The 17382-nt window shown below is 38.3% G+C and carries 12 protein-coding genes; 7 read left to right on the top strand and 5 right to left on the bottom strand.

What is annotated here, in order from left to right:
* On the top strand, window positions 1-1050 hold the full coding sequence (locus tag I6F65_RS15545) for a formimidoylglutamase (protein WP_197113760.1): 1050 nt from the start codon (window positions 1-3) through the stop codon (window positions 1048-1050).
* Here the strand turns inward: I6F65_RS15545 and I6F65_RS15540 are convergent.
* Both I6F65_RS15540 and I6F65_RS15535 read right to left on the bottom strand, forming a co-directional pair.
* Window positions 1047-2708 (bottom strand): GGDEF domain-containing phosphodiesterase, encoded by a 1662-nt coding sequence (locus I6F65_RS15540; RefSeq protein ID WP_197113776.1) that lies wholly within the window; start codon window positions 2706-2708, stop codon window positions 1047-1049. The two genes, I6F65_RS15545 and I6F65_RS15540, sit on opposite strands and share 4 nt — an antisense overlap.
* A 277-nt stretch (window positions 2709-2985) precedes the next feature.
* Complete coding sequence (locus tag I6F65_RS15535) at window positions 2986-3756, bottom strand: NADP-binding protein (protein ID WP_197113758.1); 771 nt, start codon at window positions 3754-3756, stop codon at window positions 2986-2988.
* 116 nt (window positions 3757-3872) lie between these two features.
* Here I6F65_RS15535 and I6F65_RS15530 point away from each other — a divergent pair, with 116 nt between their 5' ends.
* The 4 genes from I6F65_RS15530 to I6F65_RS15515 all read left to right on the top strand — a co-directional run bounded on the left by I6F65_RS15530 (window position 3873) and on the right by I6F65_RS15515 (window position 10535).
* Window positions 3873-5900, top strand: a complete 2028-nt coding sequence (locus I6F65_RS15530; protein WP_197113756.1) for a methyl-accepting chemotaxis protein — start codon at window positions 3873-3875, stop codon at window positions 5898-5900.
* Between the two features lie 369 nt (window positions 5901-6269).
* Window positions 6270-8978, top strand: a complete 2709-nt coding sequence (secA, locus tag I6F65_RS15525; RefSeq protein WP_166109447.1) for a preprotein translocase subunit SecA — start codon at window positions 6270-6272, stop codon at window positions 8976-8978.
* 68 nt (window positions 8979-9046) lie between these two features.
* Window positions 9047-9445: an 8-oxo-dGTP diphosphatase MutT gene (mutT, locus tag I6F65_RS15520; protein WP_024611864.1), complete on the top strand. Its 399-nt coding sequence runs from the start codon at window positions 9047-9049 to the stop codon at window positions 9443-9445.
* 22 nt (window positions 9446-9467) lie between these two features.
* Window positions 9468-10535: a phosphotransferase enzyme family protein gene (locus I6F65_RS15515; protein ID WP_197113755.1), complete on the top strand. Its 1068-nt coding sequence runs from the start codon at window positions 9468-9470 to the stop codon at window positions 10533-10535.
* Window positions 10536-10823: 288 nt separating this feature from the next.
* On the opposite strand, the gene I6F65_RS15510 is transcribed toward I6F65_RS15515, so the two are convergent.
* The 3 genes from I6F65_RS15510 to pmbA all read right to left on the bottom strand — a co-directional run bounded on the left by I6F65_RS15510 (window position 10824) and on the right by pmbA (window position 15055).
* Window positions 10824-12899 carry a M13 family metallopeptidase gene (locus I6F65_RS15510; RefSeq protein ID WP_197113752.1) on the bottom strand — a complete coding sequence of 692 codons (2076 nt, stop codon included), beginning with the start codon at window positions 12897-12899 and terminating at the stop codon, window positions 10824-10826.
* Window positions 12900-13147: 248 nt separating this feature from the next.
* Entirely contained in the window at window positions 13148-13633 is a 486-nt protein-coding gene (locus I6F65_RS15505; protein WP_024589904.1) for a DUF721 domain-containing protein, read from the bottom strand.
* Between the two features lie 72 nt (window positions 13634-13705).
* Entirely contained in the window at window positions 13706-15055 is a 1350-nt protein-coding gene (gene pmbA, locus I6F65_RS15500; protein WP_007582066.1) for a metalloprotease PmbA, read from the bottom strand.
* A gap of 144 nt (window positions 15056-15199) precedes the next feature.
* Here pmbA and yjgA point away from each other — a divergent pair, with 144 nt between their 5' ends.
* Both yjgA and hemN read left to right on the top strand, forming a co-directional pair.
* Window positions 15200-15733 (top strand): ribosome biogenesis factor YjgA, encoded by a 534-nt coding sequence (gene yjgA, locus I6F65_RS15495; protein WP_007582068.1) that lies wholly within the window; start codon window positions 15200-15202, stop codon window positions 15731-15733.
* Window positions 15734-15876: 143 nt separating this feature from the next.
* A complete protein-coding gene (hemN, locus tag I6F65_RS15490) occupies window positions 15877-17250 on the top strand; it encodes an oxygen-independent coproporphyrinogen III oxidase (RefSeq protein WP_166109451.1) in 1374 nt (457 codons plus the stop codon).
* Window positions 17251-17382: the final 132 nt, after the last annotated feature.

The following is a 17382-nucleotide window of genomic DNA, read 5'->3' as shown; positions in this document are numbered from 1 at the left end:
GTGACCACCCACTTAAAAGTATATGACGAAAGCGCGGTTAAAGCTCTTTGCTCTAGCCGCGAAAACGAAACTAAGGCTTGGCAGTCAATGGCCTTGCTTGATACGCAAGTAAATGTACAACAAGCACTTATTGATGCCGCACAGTTTGGTATTCGCTATGTATTGCTTGGTATTTGCGAGGATATAGGTCCTAAAGCTAATTTAGGTAATGGTGGTGCTACCCAAGCATGGCCAGCTTTTTTACAGCAGTTTTTAAATCAACCTCATAACCAATTTATCAACACTCAAAAAGTATTATTACTTGGCGAAGTTGACGTTGATAATTTAATGCTTCAAAGCAATCAACTTGATAATCAGCAACCATCTCAGCTTACTAAACTAAGAGAGTTATGCCAATACATTGATGAGCGCGTAGAGAGCGTTTTAAACCTTATATTTAAAGCAGGACTCGAACCAATTATTATTGGCGGCGGACATAACAACTCTCTAGGTATTATCCGTGCATTAAGCAAATATAAAAACACGCCTATCAATGCTATAAATTTTGGTCCTCATGCTGGGTTTAGAGAACCTGAAGGTCGTCATAGTGACAATAGCTTTCGTTATGCTTACAACGAACAATACTTAAATAACTATCATGTTATTGGCTTGCACGAGCTAAAAAACAATCAAGCTGTTATTAATGAAATGGCTAAAGCAGACTTTAAATTTACAAGCTATCAGTCAATACACATTAAACGAGAAGTAACGCTCACCCAAGCTATTAATAGTGCACTTAGCGGCTTTAATGAAGCCCCATTAGGTGTCGAAGTTGATGTAAGCAGTATTGCTTATATGCCAGCAAGTACGTACATATGCAGTGGTTTTAGCGTAAGTGACACTGAGCATTTTGTGTATTTAGCCGCTAAAAAGTGCCAATCTAAATATTTACACTTAAGCGAAGCAGCACCAAGCCAACATCCCAATGGATTAGATAGTGGAATAGATCATTGCGGGCAAGTAATTAGTGCACTCGTAAATAGTTATCTTCAAAGTAAATATAATATTTAATTCTGAGCTAGTCGCCACTCTTTTAACCAGCTCATTAAACCTATACTACTCAGTGGGTGACCATAGTAATAACCTTGTGCCGCGTATCCATTTAAGCTTTTAACAAATTTAAGCTGCTCAAGCGTTTCTACACCTTCAAAAATCACTTTTGTTTTTAACTGGTTATGCATTTCGACCATACCACCTACTAAACTACGTATATTATTTTGATTGCTAAAATCAGCCGTTAATGACGGCGCCACTTTAATATACTCTACGGCTAAACTCGATAACTTAGATAGTAATACGGGATTATCACCTAAACCATCTACACATACTTTTAAGCCTATATTATTAAGGCGAGCAATCATTGCCCTACCCTTATTATCTAAGCTGGTAAAAACATGTAATGGACATTCGACAATTAAATCTCCTGCCTCTAAATGATGATTACTTGTCACTTTATCAACAAACTCAACAAACTCTTCATTAAGCATTTCAGGACCGAATACGTTGATACTAAGTGGTATTGCAATACCTTCCATTCTCAATGCCATTGCAAGCTCTGCTGCACGCTCTATAACAAACGTAGCTAATGGGTAAGCTAGCCCTGCAATTCTAATATCATCAATAAATCGGTTTGCTGATAAAATACCTTGCTTAGGATGCTGCCAACGCAGAAGTAACTCTAAAAATTCAATCTGACCGCTCTCATTACAAATGATAGGTTGAAAATATAGCTCTAACTCACTCGAAAAGTCGATATTAGCGAGCTCTTTTAAACGAGCTTGCTGTTCTTGCTGCTCAACTGTCATTTGCTTATGGTATGCAACAATTTGACGTTGCGGGTGACTATCTAGTGCAAGGTAAGCGTAAGAAATTAAATTATCAAAGTCATCGCCTTGCTCATCGCAATCAACATAGCTAGCTCTCGCTTTTATTTCTAACGTGCAATTAGCAACATTAAAAGGCTTAAGCGTTGCATCTAATATTTGTTTTATTAATTGTTCATGAAGATATTTTTGATTTTCGAGACTACAAATAAATGCGAAGTTAAGCCCACCCAAATGTGCCAGCTTCTCCTTTGAGCCTAAATCGACTATGTCGTCACTCTCTAATAAATTTTTAATTCTATTAGCAGATTGCGCCAACAGTAAATCACCAAAATTGCGTCCAATATGCTGATTAACCTCATCAAACCCCTCTAAGCGAATAACAACCAAAGTGGCTTTTATTTGCTTGTCACCACGCCACATATAATATCTTTGACGTAATGTTTTTCTATCAGCAAACGCTGTTAATGGTGAATTTTCAATAAATGCTTCTTGCCCAGGCTCAAATTCGGCTATTGTCTTTGTAATAGGTGAATCATCATTAATAAAACCCACTATAGATAATAATAAAATAGCCAGTATTACCCAAAATAAAGGCACTTGTAATAATAAAAATGCAGAAAATAGCACTACAAACAACAAACCTGCCGTGGCGCTTACTATAATCATACTCCAGTTATTACGCTCAAAAGCCTGCCATAAATGAAAGCAAAATCCAAAAGCGAGTAAAATAGCAAGCCAAGCAGTACCACTGCTTAGAATAGCCAAACCAATAGCCGCAGTGCATAAATAGCTAAATTTAATACTATTATTTTTGATCGTAAATAAAGTGGCGATCATTGCCATTAATAGCGCACCACTAAAAAATATAGGAAAGTTACTGTCGGTTAATACACTCAAATTAGCGCCACTCGTATTATCAAAAAATCAGTTAAAAAATATTTATTATGGATAAAATTAATACAAACTAACTAAGTTTACCCAAAATCCATAATTTTAACAGTTTATTTACGCAAAATTGATAACTTAGTTATGATAAGAAATTTATTCCCTAATCTACAGTATCGACCTAATCACCAGTCTTTAGTCCACAACAGTCTTTAATCCTAAAGCTTTCTATACATTAAATACCATACTGATAACTAAACCCTAACGCCTCAATAGCTGAGCCAACAACTTTACGCTCAGCTTTATCATTACTGGTAAAACGAGGTAATTCACCACCATGCTGCACGCATTTTTCGGCATAATAATCCGCTTTTGTTGGGTGCGAAGGATTAACCACATTATAAATATTTTGCCCTACTTGCCAGTGCTCTATAACCGCAAAAATTGCATTAATTACATCTTGTTGATGCACCATATTTACTACTTGCTGGCTTGAGGTATTAAGCTCTTTACCTGCAACAAAACGACCCGGCTCTCTATTTGGACCTAATAACCCAGCTAAACGCAGCACTTTTCCATCTTGTGAAAGCACTTGTTCTTCAGCTTCATAAAGCTTTATTTGTCGCTCGTTAGTGCATGAAATATCGTTACTTTCGGTGTATACACCAGCCTCTTGATCGTAAACACCTGTTGATGAGCATAATAAAAAGCCTTTTGCATTTAACGTTTTTGAAAGTTTTAATGCTGCGGTAAGTGTTTCCGGATAATTGCTTTCACTGTGTCGACTACGCGGCGGGATAGCACAAACCCAGTAAGCATCTTGTAAGTCAATTTGATGTGTTAATTGCTCGTCTTTTAGCAAAAACTGTCGTTCGAAATCGTATTTGTGCTCATTACTTCTATGTGTACCTTGCACTTGCCAACTAACTTGCTTTGCACTTAAACATAAAGCATGACCCAACCAACCAGCACCTAGTACTACTAATTTATTAATTTTATCTTCCATTTTTGTATAAACCTTAATTTTAAACGCATAATTATTGCTTTCTATCTAACTTTATAGAGATTTTCAACGAGATATGATTAGATATAATCTACTAAATAATAAAAATATGTGTACCCATGCTGAATAATTTATCATTACGGAAGAAAATATTATTATTGATCGGTGGAACAATTACTATTTTACTGATTATTACCTCCATTTTTTTTGTTAAACACATCGCTAACCTCTCCAGACTAAACATAGAAAACGAAGCACAAAGTTACCTACAAACCGAGCAACTCTCAATGCAAAGTTACTTTGCAATGTACGGTAAAATGGTATCAACCTTTGTTAATAATCCACATTTAATAAACTTTTTTGAAAACTGGAATACCCGTGACCAAACAATTGAAAATGCGCCTGGTTACAGCGAAATAAACCAAGATTTTGTACGTATAAGCGCAAATGATGACAATATTTTATCCGCATTTTTTGCCTCAGCTTCAACTGGTGAATATTTTAAAGAAAACGAGCGCACCACTCACTACGATGGCAAACCTTACTACGCTTATAAGCGAGGTTGGTGGCAAGAAGCAATGCAAATCAATAAGCTCTATGTAGGTCCTATATCTGTAGATTTAACTACTGGAAATGCATCTGCAGTAGTACAACAACCCGTTTATAACACTCAACAAAAGCTAATTGGTATGGGTGGAGTTGATTTACAGCTTAATAAAATTAACGACATGGTCGAAAATATCCGATTTAACGGTAAAGGTTATGGTTTTTTGCTGGACGGTAATCAAAAGGTTGTGCATTTTTCAAAAGCGACGGGACATAAACTTTCAATTACAGACGAAGGCCCTAATGGAAAGGAAGGGCTTGATGCGCTTGAGCAACAATTTACAGATACCACAGGTTTTAAAACCCTAAATACACAAATGCGTAATAACTTAAAAGGCAGCCAAATAGTTACCTTAAAAGGTGAGCAATTTTATGTGGTTTATAATCGTTTACAGCTAGAAGCACCTTATTTAGATTGGTACGTAGGTTTGCTCATTCCAACAAGCATGATTGAGGAACCTGTAAATGCAGCAGTAACAACCACAACCACAGCTGTTGTTGTTATTTTGATCATTATTTTAGCCATGATTTTATGGGCTACACAAATGATTTCAAAACCAATAACTACGCTTACTAATATTATGCGCGACATAGCATCAGGCGAAGGCGACTTAACACAAAAAATTAATATTGATAGCCAAGATGAAGTTGGCCAGTTAGCTAATCATATGAATACCTTTATTGATAAGTTACGCGTAATGATGCTAGAAACAGCAGCTCAAGCAGAGCAATTAAGTAACGCTGCGGCTCAATTAAAAACGGTATCAGAGCAAACAAACTCAGAAATTCAGCAAGAAAAGCAACAAGTAGATAGCGTTAGTGCTGCGGTAACTGAAATGGCGACTACCGTGCTTGAAATTTCACGCAATGCACAAAATACAAATAACGCAGCCGAAGAAGTACAAGCTATTACCGCTGAAGGCGCTAACCGCTCAGCACAAGCTCAAAAAGTAATGACTGAACTTGCACTTCATATCGGTGAAGCATCTAAAGTCGTTGCAGGGCTTGAACAAGAAAGTAATAACATTGGTGCGCTAGTCGACGTAATTAACTCCATTGCTGATCAAACTAATTTACTTGCGCTAAATGCAGCTATTGAAGCAGCTAGGGCTGGCGAACATGGTAGAGGCTTTGCGGTGGTTGCTGATGAAGTACGCTCGCTAGCGAGTCGAACACAAGAATCAACCGATGATATTCGTAATATGATTTCGCGTTTGCAACAAATTGCCCAGCAAGCATCGCTCATGATGCTACAAGGTCAAGAACAAACAGAAGGCTCTGTCTCGCAAACAAAAGAAGTACTGACTTCACTGCAAAACATTGCATTATCGGTAACTAAAGTGCAAGACCAAAGTCATCAAATTGCAACATCAACAGAGCAACAAACAGTGGTAGCAGAAGATATAAACACGAGTCTATCGGCAATTAATAACTTAGTGAATAGCACAGCTAATCATGCTCATGTACTCGCTGATGAAGCACGCGACCTGAGTGATTTAGCAGCTGCACTAAACAAAACGGTTAATCAATTTAAATTATAAAATCGGAGATTTTGTGTGCATGTTTAAGTCTAAAGTTTAAGCAGGCACACAGCCCTTGTTTTAAATTTATTTACCACCATATCTTTAGCGTTAATGGCTATTTAAATGTAATTTAAGGCATTAAGTTATTTTTACGAACCAGATCAAATTTTTCTATTTTAAATACACATCTTTTTGTTGAGATAGTTTGTTGTTTGGCAGAGTCTGGTATAGTAGCGCACGTAGTAAACAGTACTTTTAAGCAGTTTAATACAAAATTGCTAATTAATATGTTCTAAGTGTTACTTAAAAGTACATATTAATTGCCAATTGTTAAAAATGGGTTAGCCGATACTCGGCTAGCAAAGAATACATTGTAACGGTTTTATCATGATATCTAATTTATTTACCAAAATTTTTGGTAGTCGCAATGACCGCACTATTAAAAACTTTAGAAAGACGGTCGCGCTAATCAATACACTAGAAACGCAATTAGAAGCGCTTTCTGATGAAGACTTAAAAGCTAAAACAGTTGAGTTTAGAGAACGTTACGATAACGGGCAAAGTCTTGACGACATACTACCAGAGGCCTTTGCTGTGGTACGTGAAGCGTCAAATCGTGTAAATGGCATGCGCCACTTCGACGTACAGCTATTAGGCGGCATGGTTTTACATCAAGGTCGCATTGCAGAAATGCGTACCGGTGAAGGTAAAACACTAACAGCTACCCTACCAGCTTACTTAAATGGCTTAACTGGGAAAGGCGTTCACGTAATTACCGTGAATGACTACCTTGCTAAACGTGATGCTGAAACAAACCGTCCATTATTTGAATTCTTAGGTCTGAGTGTAGGCTGTAACGTACCAGGTATGATGCCACAGCAGAAAAAGCTAGCATACACAGCTGATATTACTTACGGTACAAATAACGAATTTGGTTTTGACTACCTTCGTGACAACATGGCATTTAGCATTGATGAACGTGTACAACGTCCATTATTTTATGCTGTTGTGGATGAAGTGGATTCAATCCTAATAGATGAAGCACGTACCCCGCTTATTATTTCAGGCCCAGCTGAAGATAGCTCAGAGTTATACACTGAAATAAATACCATCGTTCCTTTACTTGAACTTCAAGAAAAAGAAGACGAAGAAGGTGTTGAAGGCGACGGCGATTACACTATCGATGAAAAGTCTAAACAAGTTCACTTAACAGAACGCGGTCAAATTAAAGTAGAAGAGCTACTTACTGAACGCGGCTTAATTGAAGAAGGCGATTCGCTTTATTCAGCAGCAAGTATTACGCTACTAAGCCATGTTTATGCAGCCCTTCGTGCTCACAAGCTATACCAAAAAGATGTTGATTACGTAGTAAAAGAAAACGAAGTAATCATTATCGATGAGCATACTGGTCGTTCAATGGAAGGTCGTCGTTGGTCAGAAGGTTTACACCAAGCTGTTGAAGCTAAAGAAGGTGTAAATATTCAAAACGAAAACCAAACACTTGCATCTATTACGTTCCAAAACTACTTCCGTTTATACGAAACGCTAGCAGGTATGACAGGTACTGCCGATACTGAAGCTTTTGAGTTTCAATCTATTTACGGTCTAGATACTGTCGTTATGCCAACTAATAAGCCGATGGTTCGTGATGATCGCGCTGATTTAGTTTACCTAACGCAAGAAGAAAAATACGAAGCTATTTTAATTGATATTAAAGACTGCCAAGACCGTGGACAACCGGTGCTTGTAGGTACTATTTCGATTGAAAGCTCTGAGTATTTATCACAGTTTTTACGTAAAGAAAAAATTAAGCACAACGTACTTAATGCTAAATTTCATGCGCAAGAAGCTGATATCGTTTCAGATGCAGGCCTACCAGGCACAGTAACTATTGCAACTAACATGGCCGGTCGTGGTACCGATATCGTGTTAGGTGGTAACTGGAACAGTGAAGTTGAAAAACTTGAGAACCCAACTGCTGAGCAAATTGCTGACATTAAAGCAGCTTGGAAAATTCGCCATGATGCAGTAATTGATGCCGGCGGTTTACATATCATTGGTACTGAACGTCATGAGTCTCGTCGTATAGATAACCAATTACGTGGTCGTTCTGGTCGTCAAGGTGATGCTGGCTCAAGCCGTTTTTACTTATCGATGGACGATTCGTTAATGCGTATATTTGCTGGTGAGCGCATGACTAACATGATGCGTAAACTAGGTATGCAACGCGGCGAAGCAATTGAACATCCATGGGTAAATCGTGCAATTGAAAATGCACAGCGTAAAGTAGAAGCACGCAACTTTGATGTTCGTAAACAATTACTTGAGTACGATGATGTAGCAAACGATCAACGTCGTGTTGTTTACTCTCAACGTAATGAACTACTTGAAGAAGGCGATATTTCAGAGACTATTACTGTAATTCGTGCTGACGTTCTTAGTAATCTAATTGACCAGTATATTGCACCGCAAAGCCTTGCTGAAATGTGGGATATTAATGGACTTGAAGAACGCTTAAAACAAGACTTCTTAATTGAATTACCAATTACTCAGTGGTTAGCAGATGACAATAAACTATACGAAGAAAAACTTCGTGAGCGTATTGAAGAATCTGTTGAGCAAGCTTACAAGCAAAAAGAAGAGCAAGTTGGCGACTCTGTTTTACGTCAATTCGAAAAAGCGATTATGTTACAAAGTCTTGATCAGCATTGGAAAGATCACCTTGCTGCTATGGACCACTTACGTCAAGGTATTCATTTACGTGGTTATGCGCAAAAGAATCCTAAGCAAGAGTATAAGCGTGAATCGTTTGAGCTATTCTCTGAAATGCTTGAAAACTTAAAAGTAGATGTTGTAAGCATTCTAAGTAAAGTACAAGTACGTGCAGAAGAAGATGTTGAGAAAGTAGAAGAGCAACACCGTAAAAGTGAAAGTGCTCCTCGTGAATACCAACATGAAGAAGCTGAGAAAGTAGGTGGTGAAGCACCTGAAACAGCCACAGTTATGGCTCGTACAGAACCAAAAGTAGGTCGTAATGACCCTTGTCCTTGTAAATCAGGTCAAAAATTCAAACAATGTTGCGGTAAATTAAAATAGCCCAATATTGTCATTAGCTTATTAAAAAGCGGCGCTAGCGTCGCTTTTTTTTATGGAGTTTTAAAGTAATGACTATAGAAATTGTACATGTAGCTGTTGGCGTTATTAAGAAAAATAACGCTATATTCATTTGTAAACGCGCAGATGAACAACATCAAGGCGGTTTATGGGAATTTCCTGGTGGCAAAGTAGAAGCAGGTGAAAGTGTATTTGTCGCACTTAAACGCGAGCTTATTGAAGAAGTTGGATTAACAATTCATAGCTCTAGCCAACTTATGGTGATTGAACATGACTACGGCGATAAGTGCGTTAAATTAGATGTACACATAGTAAGTAACTTTAGCGGTGAAGCACATGGCGCTGAAGGGCAACCTAGTGAATGGGTAGCAATTAGTGAATTAGAAAATTATAATTTTCCTGAAGCGAATGCTGGAATTATCGAAAAAATAGTTGCCCGATACGCATAATAAATGGGCATAAGTGAGCACAATGAACATCTCAATACAAAATAAGCTAAGCGAACTGTTAGCACTGCCCCCTGAGTTAACTCAAGTTAGTGTAATTGGTAGCGGTCATATAAATAGTACATGGCTACTTAGATGTATTGATAAACAGTTTATTGTGCAAAAACTTAATATTGAAGTATTTAAAAACCCTGCTCAGTTAGTAAGTAATGCAAAACTAATTGAGCAGCATCTAAATGCTAAACAACTGCAAAATAATTACCCTCTTGAAATAATCAAACATATAGCGACACAAAGCGACGAGCGCTTAATAAAAATTGATAGCGCGTACTATCGTATCCTTAACTATATTAGTGACAGTTACAGCGAAGACGTTGTTAAAAATGCGCAACAGAGCGAGCAAGCAGCCTATGCCTTTGGCGTATTTTCTCATGCATTACAAGATTTTGATGCACAACAACTACACTCTGTAATTCCTGATTTTCATAACTTAGCGATGCGCTTTGAGCAATTAAATACCGCAATCACAAATAACCCTGTAAATAGAGTAAAGCACTGCGCTGACGAAATAGAATATTGCTTATCGCAGCAGCATTTAATTACCGAGCTTAGCAACATTGCCAAGCAGATACCGCTTAGAGTGTGTCATAACGATACAAAAATAAATAATATGCTATTTTGTAATACAACTCATAAAGCAAAGGCGGTTATTGATTTAGATACCTGTATGGCAGGATTTAGGCTTTATGATTTTGGCGACATGGTACGCACTTTCTGCTCCCCCGAAGCCGAGGATTCAACAAACTTACACAACGTTGTTATTCGAAAAGATATATTTTCAGCCATTGTTAAAGGCTATGTAACGCCATTAAAAAGTAGCATGAGTAAACAAGAACAAGAAAGCCTGCTACTAGGCGCTAAAATAATGCCGCTCATGTTAAGTGTGCGCTTTTTAACTGATTACTTAAATAACGATGTGTACTTTAAAGTGGCTCATGCAGAGCATAATTTAGAGCGAGCACAAAACCAACTAGCGCTTTATAAAAACATACTCAGTAACGAAAAATGGATGCATGAGTGCTTGATGAGCTAAAGCTTATTTAACCTGAACTCTGGTTAAGAGATTTATTAACGTATTGAATCATGGTGATATTTAAATTTATTTTCTCTAGCCAGAGATTTTTAGTGAAAACAAGGCGAATTTACGCGTCAATAGCTGGCCTATTGCAAGTAAATTCAACGCAGTTAGCGCTGAAAATAGCTGCTTGAGATAGATTTATTATCCATAGTTCAGGTTATTTACAAATTCAAGATACAAAAAAACCAGTAAGCTAAAAACTTACTGGTTTTTTATTAACTTTAAATCGGTCTATTTAGTAAATTACCAAATTTTTACGCGATCTTCTGGTTTGATATACATTTTATCACCTTCTTTTACGTCAAACGCCTCGTAAAACTCAGGCATATTCGACAAGATACCGATTACACGGTAGTGGCTTGGTGAATGAGGGTCTGTTAATAAACGATTACGTAACTCTTCATCGCGATAGTTACGACGCCAAATTTGTGACCAACCCATAAAGAAGCGTTGATCGCCTGTGTAACCATCAATCACTGGTGATTTTTTATCACCTAAAGACAACATATACGCTTTATGCGCAACCGTTAAGCCACCTAAGTCACCAATGTTTTCGCCAAGCGTTAGCTCGCCATTAACACTTGCATCTTCAAACGGTTTATATTCGTTATACTGTGCAACTAAAGCCGCTGTACGCTCTTCAAATTGCTTAAGGTCAGTCTCACTCCACCAGTTACGTAAGTTGCCGTCACCGTCGTATTTAGCGCCTTGGTCGTCAAAACCATGACCAAGCTCATGCCCAATTACTGCGCCAATTGCACCGTAGTTTACTGCATCATCCGCTTCTAAATTAAAGAATGGCGGTTGTAAAATAGCGGCTGGAAATACAATTTCGTTGTTTACTGGGTTGTAATACGCATTTACTGTTTGCGGAGTCATATGCCACTCAGAGCGATCAACTGGTTTACCCAATTTTGCGATCATGTCTGCGTATGCCCATTCGCTATAACGAATGTAATTACCTACTAGCTCATCTGAGTTAATATCCAGCTCTGAGTAATCTTTCCACGTGTCTGGGTAACCAATTTTAGGCGTAAATTTGTCTAGTTTTTCTTTCGCTGCAAGCTTTGTTTCAGGGCTCATCCACTCAAGATTTTCAATAGCAACGCCGTAACCTTTAATTACGTTATCAACTAGCTCTTCCATGCGTGCTTTCGCTTCTGGCGGGAAGTTATCTTTAACGTATACCTTACCTAAAATTTCACCAAGTACACTGTTAGATGCATCAACCGCTTGCTTCCAAAGAGGTGCTTGTTCTTCTACGCCACGAAGTGTTGTGCTGTAAAAGTCAAAGTTAAGGTTAACTAAATCTTCACTAAGTAGCTCTGCATAACCACTTACAAAATGAAATTTTAAGTAGTTTTTCCACGTCGCTAAATCAGTGTCTTTGTAAATAGTAGCAAGTGCTTCTAAGTAGCTTGGTTGACGTACAATAATGTCACTTGCACTCACGCCTGCATCTTTAAAGAATGCAGCTAAATCAAGGTCACCCATCAACTTGCTTGCATCTGCTACTGTCATCTTGTTATAAGATTTAGTTGCATCACGGCTTTGCACACGGCTCCATTGAGCATCAGCTAGTGTTTTTTCAAATGCAAGTACGCTCTTAGCAGCTTCTGCTGCATTTTTAACGCCTGACTTTGTTAAAACATCAGTGATGTATTGCTCGTAAGAAGCGCGAATTTTAGTGAATTTTTCGTCATCTTTTAAGTAATAGTCACGATCAGGTAAACCAAGACCCGACTGAGATAAATACAATGCATACTCGCTTGAGTTTTTAGCATCGTTATTTACAAACCAACCAAACGGTAAAGTACCGCCTTGTTTTTGAATTTTAGCCATTAAACCCACTAAATCAGCTTTAGATTTAACGCTATCAATTGTATCTAATGACGGTTGTAATGGCGTAATACCTAACTCATTACGCGCATCTTTATTCATATAGCTTTTATAAAATGCACCAATTTTGTACTCATCACTGCCTTTTTTAGCGGCTTTGTTTCCGGCTGCACTTTCAAGGGCTATTTTCATCGCTTTTTGCGACTCATCATATAACTGCGAAAAAGAACCGTAGTTAGATTTATCACCTGGTATTTCAGTTTTAGCTAACCACTGCCCATTTACATGGTAGTAAAAATCGTCTTGTGCGCGTACTGAACTATCCATATTAGCTAATTCAATACCAAGCTCTAGTGGTTTTTCAGCGGGTGCTGTTACTACAGGAGTGTCGGTTACTTTAGTTTCTTGTTGTTTTTCACCACAACCTACTAAGCCAAGCGCAAGTGCGATACTTGCAGCAGCCATTGTTACTTTATTCATAATGATTCCGTTTGTTAGTTAGAATTTAATACCAACTCCATTAAATTCTTGAATATAGCAGGAGTAAAAATAGCACTGCCTACACGCTTTTACTTAATGGAATGGGTATCAAAGAGCTTTCGATCAATATAAAGCCCACGCAGTATCATAAACCTCATTAAGCCAACAATAAAATGGAATATGTAACAAAGTATTTTGAATGCGGTGAGCTGCCAAATTAGCCCCACCAATAACAAGATGGTGGGTAGTTAAGACTTACTTTTATTTTTTCCGTGAAGCGCTAAACGCTCTAGTTTTTCTTTTAAAGAAGGGGGTGCAGAAGATGCTATCGCGTTTAAGTAATCCGCTGTTTGCTCACTCATTTTACGTGAGTTGGTAACTGCAGGACTGCCCGACTTATTCGCTGTACTTAATCTCTGAGTTGCTTGAGGATTTGCAGTTATTTTTATTTGCCCGAGCTCTGCCATTCCGGCAGCTCTAAAATGTGAAAGCATATCCATTTTCAAATAATTAAGTCTAAGCGCGATAGGTGCAGATACAGCCTCTATCATTAGCGTGCCGTCTCGGTAATTACTGACTCGGCATTTATCACCCAACTTAGGACCCAAAAAATCTTTTAATAGGGTTTGCTGTGTATCAAGTGCTTGGCTTTTGCCTGCATAAGCTGATAAACGATTATTTAACCCCGCCATAATATCGGTTAGCGGTTTTGGTGCATATCTATCTTTAGCCATTTTACACCTCGTAAAAGCTCACTTAGACCCAGAGATAATACTCTAGGTCTAAGTATACACTGCGTATTAATACTACGCGCCGGCTATTTGCATTTGCTCTATTAATACTGAGCCAGTTTGAATACCACCACGGCGTTCTATGTCACCACCAATAGCAGATATGCCTTTAAACATATCTTTTAAATTACCAGCAATGGTAATTTCGCTTACAGGATATTGGATTTCACCATTTTCAACCCAAAAACCAGCAGCACCACGAGAGTAATCACCCGTTACGGTATTTACGCCCTGCCCCATTAGCTCTGTAACTAATAAGCCGGTGCCCATCGTTTTTAATAGTGCAGTTAAATCGTTATGAGTTTGCTCAACAAGCCAGTTATGTATACCGCCAGCATGCCCTGTTGGGGTCATATTCATTTTACGCGCGGCATAACTTGCTAATAAATAAGTTTGTAGCTCGCCGCCTTGAATAATTTCCCTATCGAATGTTTTAACACCTTCGCTATCAAACGGTGACGACGCCAACCCTTTTAAAATATGTGGGCGCTCGGCAATATTCACACAATTACTAAATACTTGTGTGCCTAAGCTATCAAGTAAAAAACTTGATTTACGATAAAGCGCACCACCACCAATTGCCGACACTAAGTGACCAAACAATGAATTTGCAATATCGGCTCTAAAAATAACAGGCACTTTCATTGTGCCTAACTTTTGGCTATTTAATTTAGCCAATGTTTCAGCTGCTGCTTCAAGCCCAACTGCCGCTGCGTCATTTAAACCCGCTTGATCGCGTGCAACAGTATAAGCAGAGTCGCGTTGCATCTGCTCACCATCTTGACCTATTACCATCGTACTAATACTATGACGAGTGCGTGGAAAGCCAGTTATCAAACCATGGCTGTTACCATAAACACGTAGCCCCTGATGCGATGAAAAGCTCGCACCATCAGAGTTAACAATACGCTCATCTGCATTTAGTGCAGCTTGCTCAGCAGCATGACAAAGCTCAATGCCTTCCTCAGGGCTTACATCCCAAGGATGGTATAAATCTAAATCTTTAGGATTAAATTCAAGTAACTCTTTATCAGCAACGCCGTTAAATGGGTCATCAGATGTAAATTTGGCTATATCAATCGCTTTTTCGACTACCATGCGCAATGTTTTTGGGTTTAAATCAGCCGTAGACGCCGAGCCTTTATTATTACCAACATATACACTAATGCCTAAGCCGCCATCTTGGTTAAACTCAATGGTTTCTACTTCACCCATTCGTGTACTAACCGATAAACCAGACGTACTAGACATTGCCGCTTCTGCAGCTGTAGCGCCTAATTTTTTAGCATGTTCGAGTACTTCTGCTACCGCATCTTTAACTTGCGATATTTGAGAATATATTGGATCGTTTTGTTGGCTTTTCATAAATTAAGTCCTGAGCCTTAGAGGCATAATGCACACATTTCTTATATTTAAATGCTAACACACTCAATGCATCACATCAGCTAATATTCCTAAGTATCATATTCATGTATAATGGTAAAAGTTATTTTTATTTAAGAGCACCCCATGGCAAAGAAAAAAGGCAAGCCTGCTGAAATTGAAGAAGAAATTGAATATGTATCAAGAACGGAGCTTAAGCGCGAAGCGCAAGAGTTTCATCAGTTAGGTACTGAAATTGCCAAAATGGGTAAAAAACAGCGCGAACGCCTGCCATTAAATGACGATTTAAAAGCAGCAATGGTGGTTGCGGATAAAATTAGCAATAAAAGCGACGCGTACCGCCGTCACTTAAACTACATTGCTAAAACGTTGCGTACTGTAGAAAACATTGACGCTATTAGAGCGATTATCGATGTAATGCTTAATAAAAATAACCAAGCTGAAGTATTGGTCAAAAAAATTGAGCAATTACGTTCAGATTTAATTGAACAAGGCGATGACCTTATCAATGAGACTATTGAGCAGTTTCCGTCTCTTGATCGTCAGCAAATGCGTCAACTGGTTCGTAATGCGGCAAAAGAAGCGAAAGCTGAAAAGCCAGGTAAAGGTTATAAAGAGTTATTTCAATATCTCAAAGATGCTCATACCGTTACGTATTAATTAGGTCGTATTAAATTATATTTATTAAAAAAGGTGCTTCGGCGCCTTTTTTGTTATAGATCAAACCACCTTCTTACATACTTTTTTATAATCACCATCTAAATAAATACTTAACCTGAACTCTGGTTACTTAGGTGCGCGTGATGATTAAACTTCCACAATGGGATCAAACCCTAATAAACAAATATAATGTGTCTGGCCCGCGTTATACCTCGTATCCCACCGCTCTATCACTGCGTGACGGGTACCAGCAACAAGACTTAATAAGCGCTATAGAATCGTCAACGAGTCGTTCACTTTCTTTATATATTCATATCCCGTTTTGTAGTCAGCTTTGCTACTACTGTGGCTGTAATAAAATAATTACCCGCCATCAATCTAAAGCAGATACGTATCTCGACTTTTTAGCAAAAGAAATTACTGCCCAAGCGCATTTATTTAAAAGCTACACGGTTGAGCAATTACATTTAGGTGGCGGTACTCCCACCTTTTTAACCGCAAAACAAATGACCCGTCTAATTAAGCTTTTAGAGGAGCACTTTAATTTTACAAGTACCACGGAGCGCGGCATTGAAATAGACCCACGCTCACTTGCTGATAATATGCTTGTTGATTTAAGGATGCTTGGCTTTAATCGTGTCTCGTTTGGTATTCAAGACTTTAACGACGACGTGCAACTTGCTGTTAATCGCCCGCAAAATGCAGATACGGTTAAGCAATTAATTACACAAGCTCGCGAGTTGGGATTTCAATCGATTAATGCAGATATGATTTACGGGCTACCACTGCAAACACCACAGAGCTTTAAGCAAACTATAGAGCAACTTATTGAGCTAAGCCCTGATCGTGTGTCCGTTTTTAATTACGCGCACTTGCCAGAGCGCTTTGCCGCACAGCGTAAAATTAAAGATGCAGATTTACCTAATGCACACAATAAACTCACCATGTTTAAAAATACGCTAGAGCAGATGACGCAAGCTGGCTATCAATTTATTGGTATGGACCACTTTGCAAAAACCGATAACGAACTAGCTGTTGCACAAAATGAAGGCAAGCTACATCGTAATTTTCAAGGTTATACAACACATGGAAATTGCGATTTATTAGGCTTGGGCGTGTCATCAATTTCGCAAATTGGCACTGCTATTTTACAAAATCAAAAAGAATTAAAACATTATTACCACAGCGTAGAAACACAAAGCGGCTGTGCTCTTAATAAAGGTATGCACTTAACACGTGATGATGTAATTCGTGCTGATGCAATTAAACAGCTCATTTGCCAATTTGAATTAGATATACAAGTGTTTAGCGAAAAGCATGCACTTATATTTAATGACTACTTTGAGGATGCATTAGTAGCGCTTGCGCCACTTATAAAAGATGAACTAGTCACTATAATTGATAATAAAATTAGCGTAACGCCACGCGGTAACTTATTTATTCGTATTATTTGCATGTGCTTTGATGCTCATTTACAAAAACAAATAAATGCGACGCGTTTTTCTCGGGTAATTTAACTGATACTAGGGCGTGTTGATCTTTGCGGTATAAAAAACAAACAGCATGAGGATAAGGTATAATTGAATTCGCTAAAAAACGTTACACCGAACCCTCATGCCAAGATTAATGTTAACAGACGCGACATGGAA

It is taken from the genome of Pseudoalteromonas sp. SWXJZ94C, from assembly GCF_015864385.1.
In the GTDB taxonomy this organism is placed as follows: Bacteria; Pseudomonadota; Gammaproteobacteria; order Enterobacterales; family Alteromonadaceae; genus Pseudoalteromonas.
Note: the sequence above shows the minus strand (reverse complement) of the source record. Positions and strands in the feature narration are given on the sequence as shown.

Coding starts and splice junctions, on each gene's coding strand:
- hemN (WP_166109451.1), top strand. CDS start 15,877: ATGATTAAACTTCCACAATGGGATCAAACCCTAATAAACAAATATAAT.
- yjgA (WP_007582068.1), top strand. CDS start 15,200: ATGGCAAAGAAAAAAGGCAAGCCTGCTGAAATTGAAGAAGAAATTGAA.
- I6F65_RS15505 (WP_024589904.1), bottom strand. CDS start 13,633: ATGGCTAAAGATAGATATGCACCAAAACCGCTAACCGATATTATGGCG.
- mutT (WP_024611864.1), top strand. CDS start 9,047: ATGACTATAGAAATTGTACATGTAGCTGTTGGCGTTATTAAGAAAAAT.
- I6F65_RS15535 (WP_197113758.1), bottom strand. CDS start 3,756: ATGGAAGATAAAATTAATAAATTAGTAGTACTAGGTGCTGGTTGGTTG.
- I6F65_RS15510 (WP_197113752.1), bottom strand. CDS start 12,899: ATGAATAAAGTAACAATGGCTGCTGCAAGTATCGCACTTGCGCTTGGC.
- I6F65_RS15515 (WP_197113755.1), top strand. CDS start 9,468: ATGAACATCTCAATACAAAATAAGCTAAGCGAACTGTTAGCACTGCCC.
- I6F65_RS15530 (WP_197113756.1), top strand. CDS start 3,873: ATGCTGAATAATTTATCATTACGGAAGAAAATATTATTATTGATCGGT.
- pmbA (WP_007582066.1), bottom strand. CDS start 15,055: ATGAAAAGCCAACAAAACGATCCAATATATTCTCAAATATCGCAAGTT.
- I6F65_RS15540 (WP_197113776.1), bottom strand. CDS start 2,708: ATGGCAATGATCGCCACTTTATTTACGATCAAAAATAATAGTATTAAA.
- secA (WP_166109447.1), top strand. CDS start 6,270: ATGATATCTAATTTATTTACCAAAATTTTTGGTAGTCGCAATGACCGC.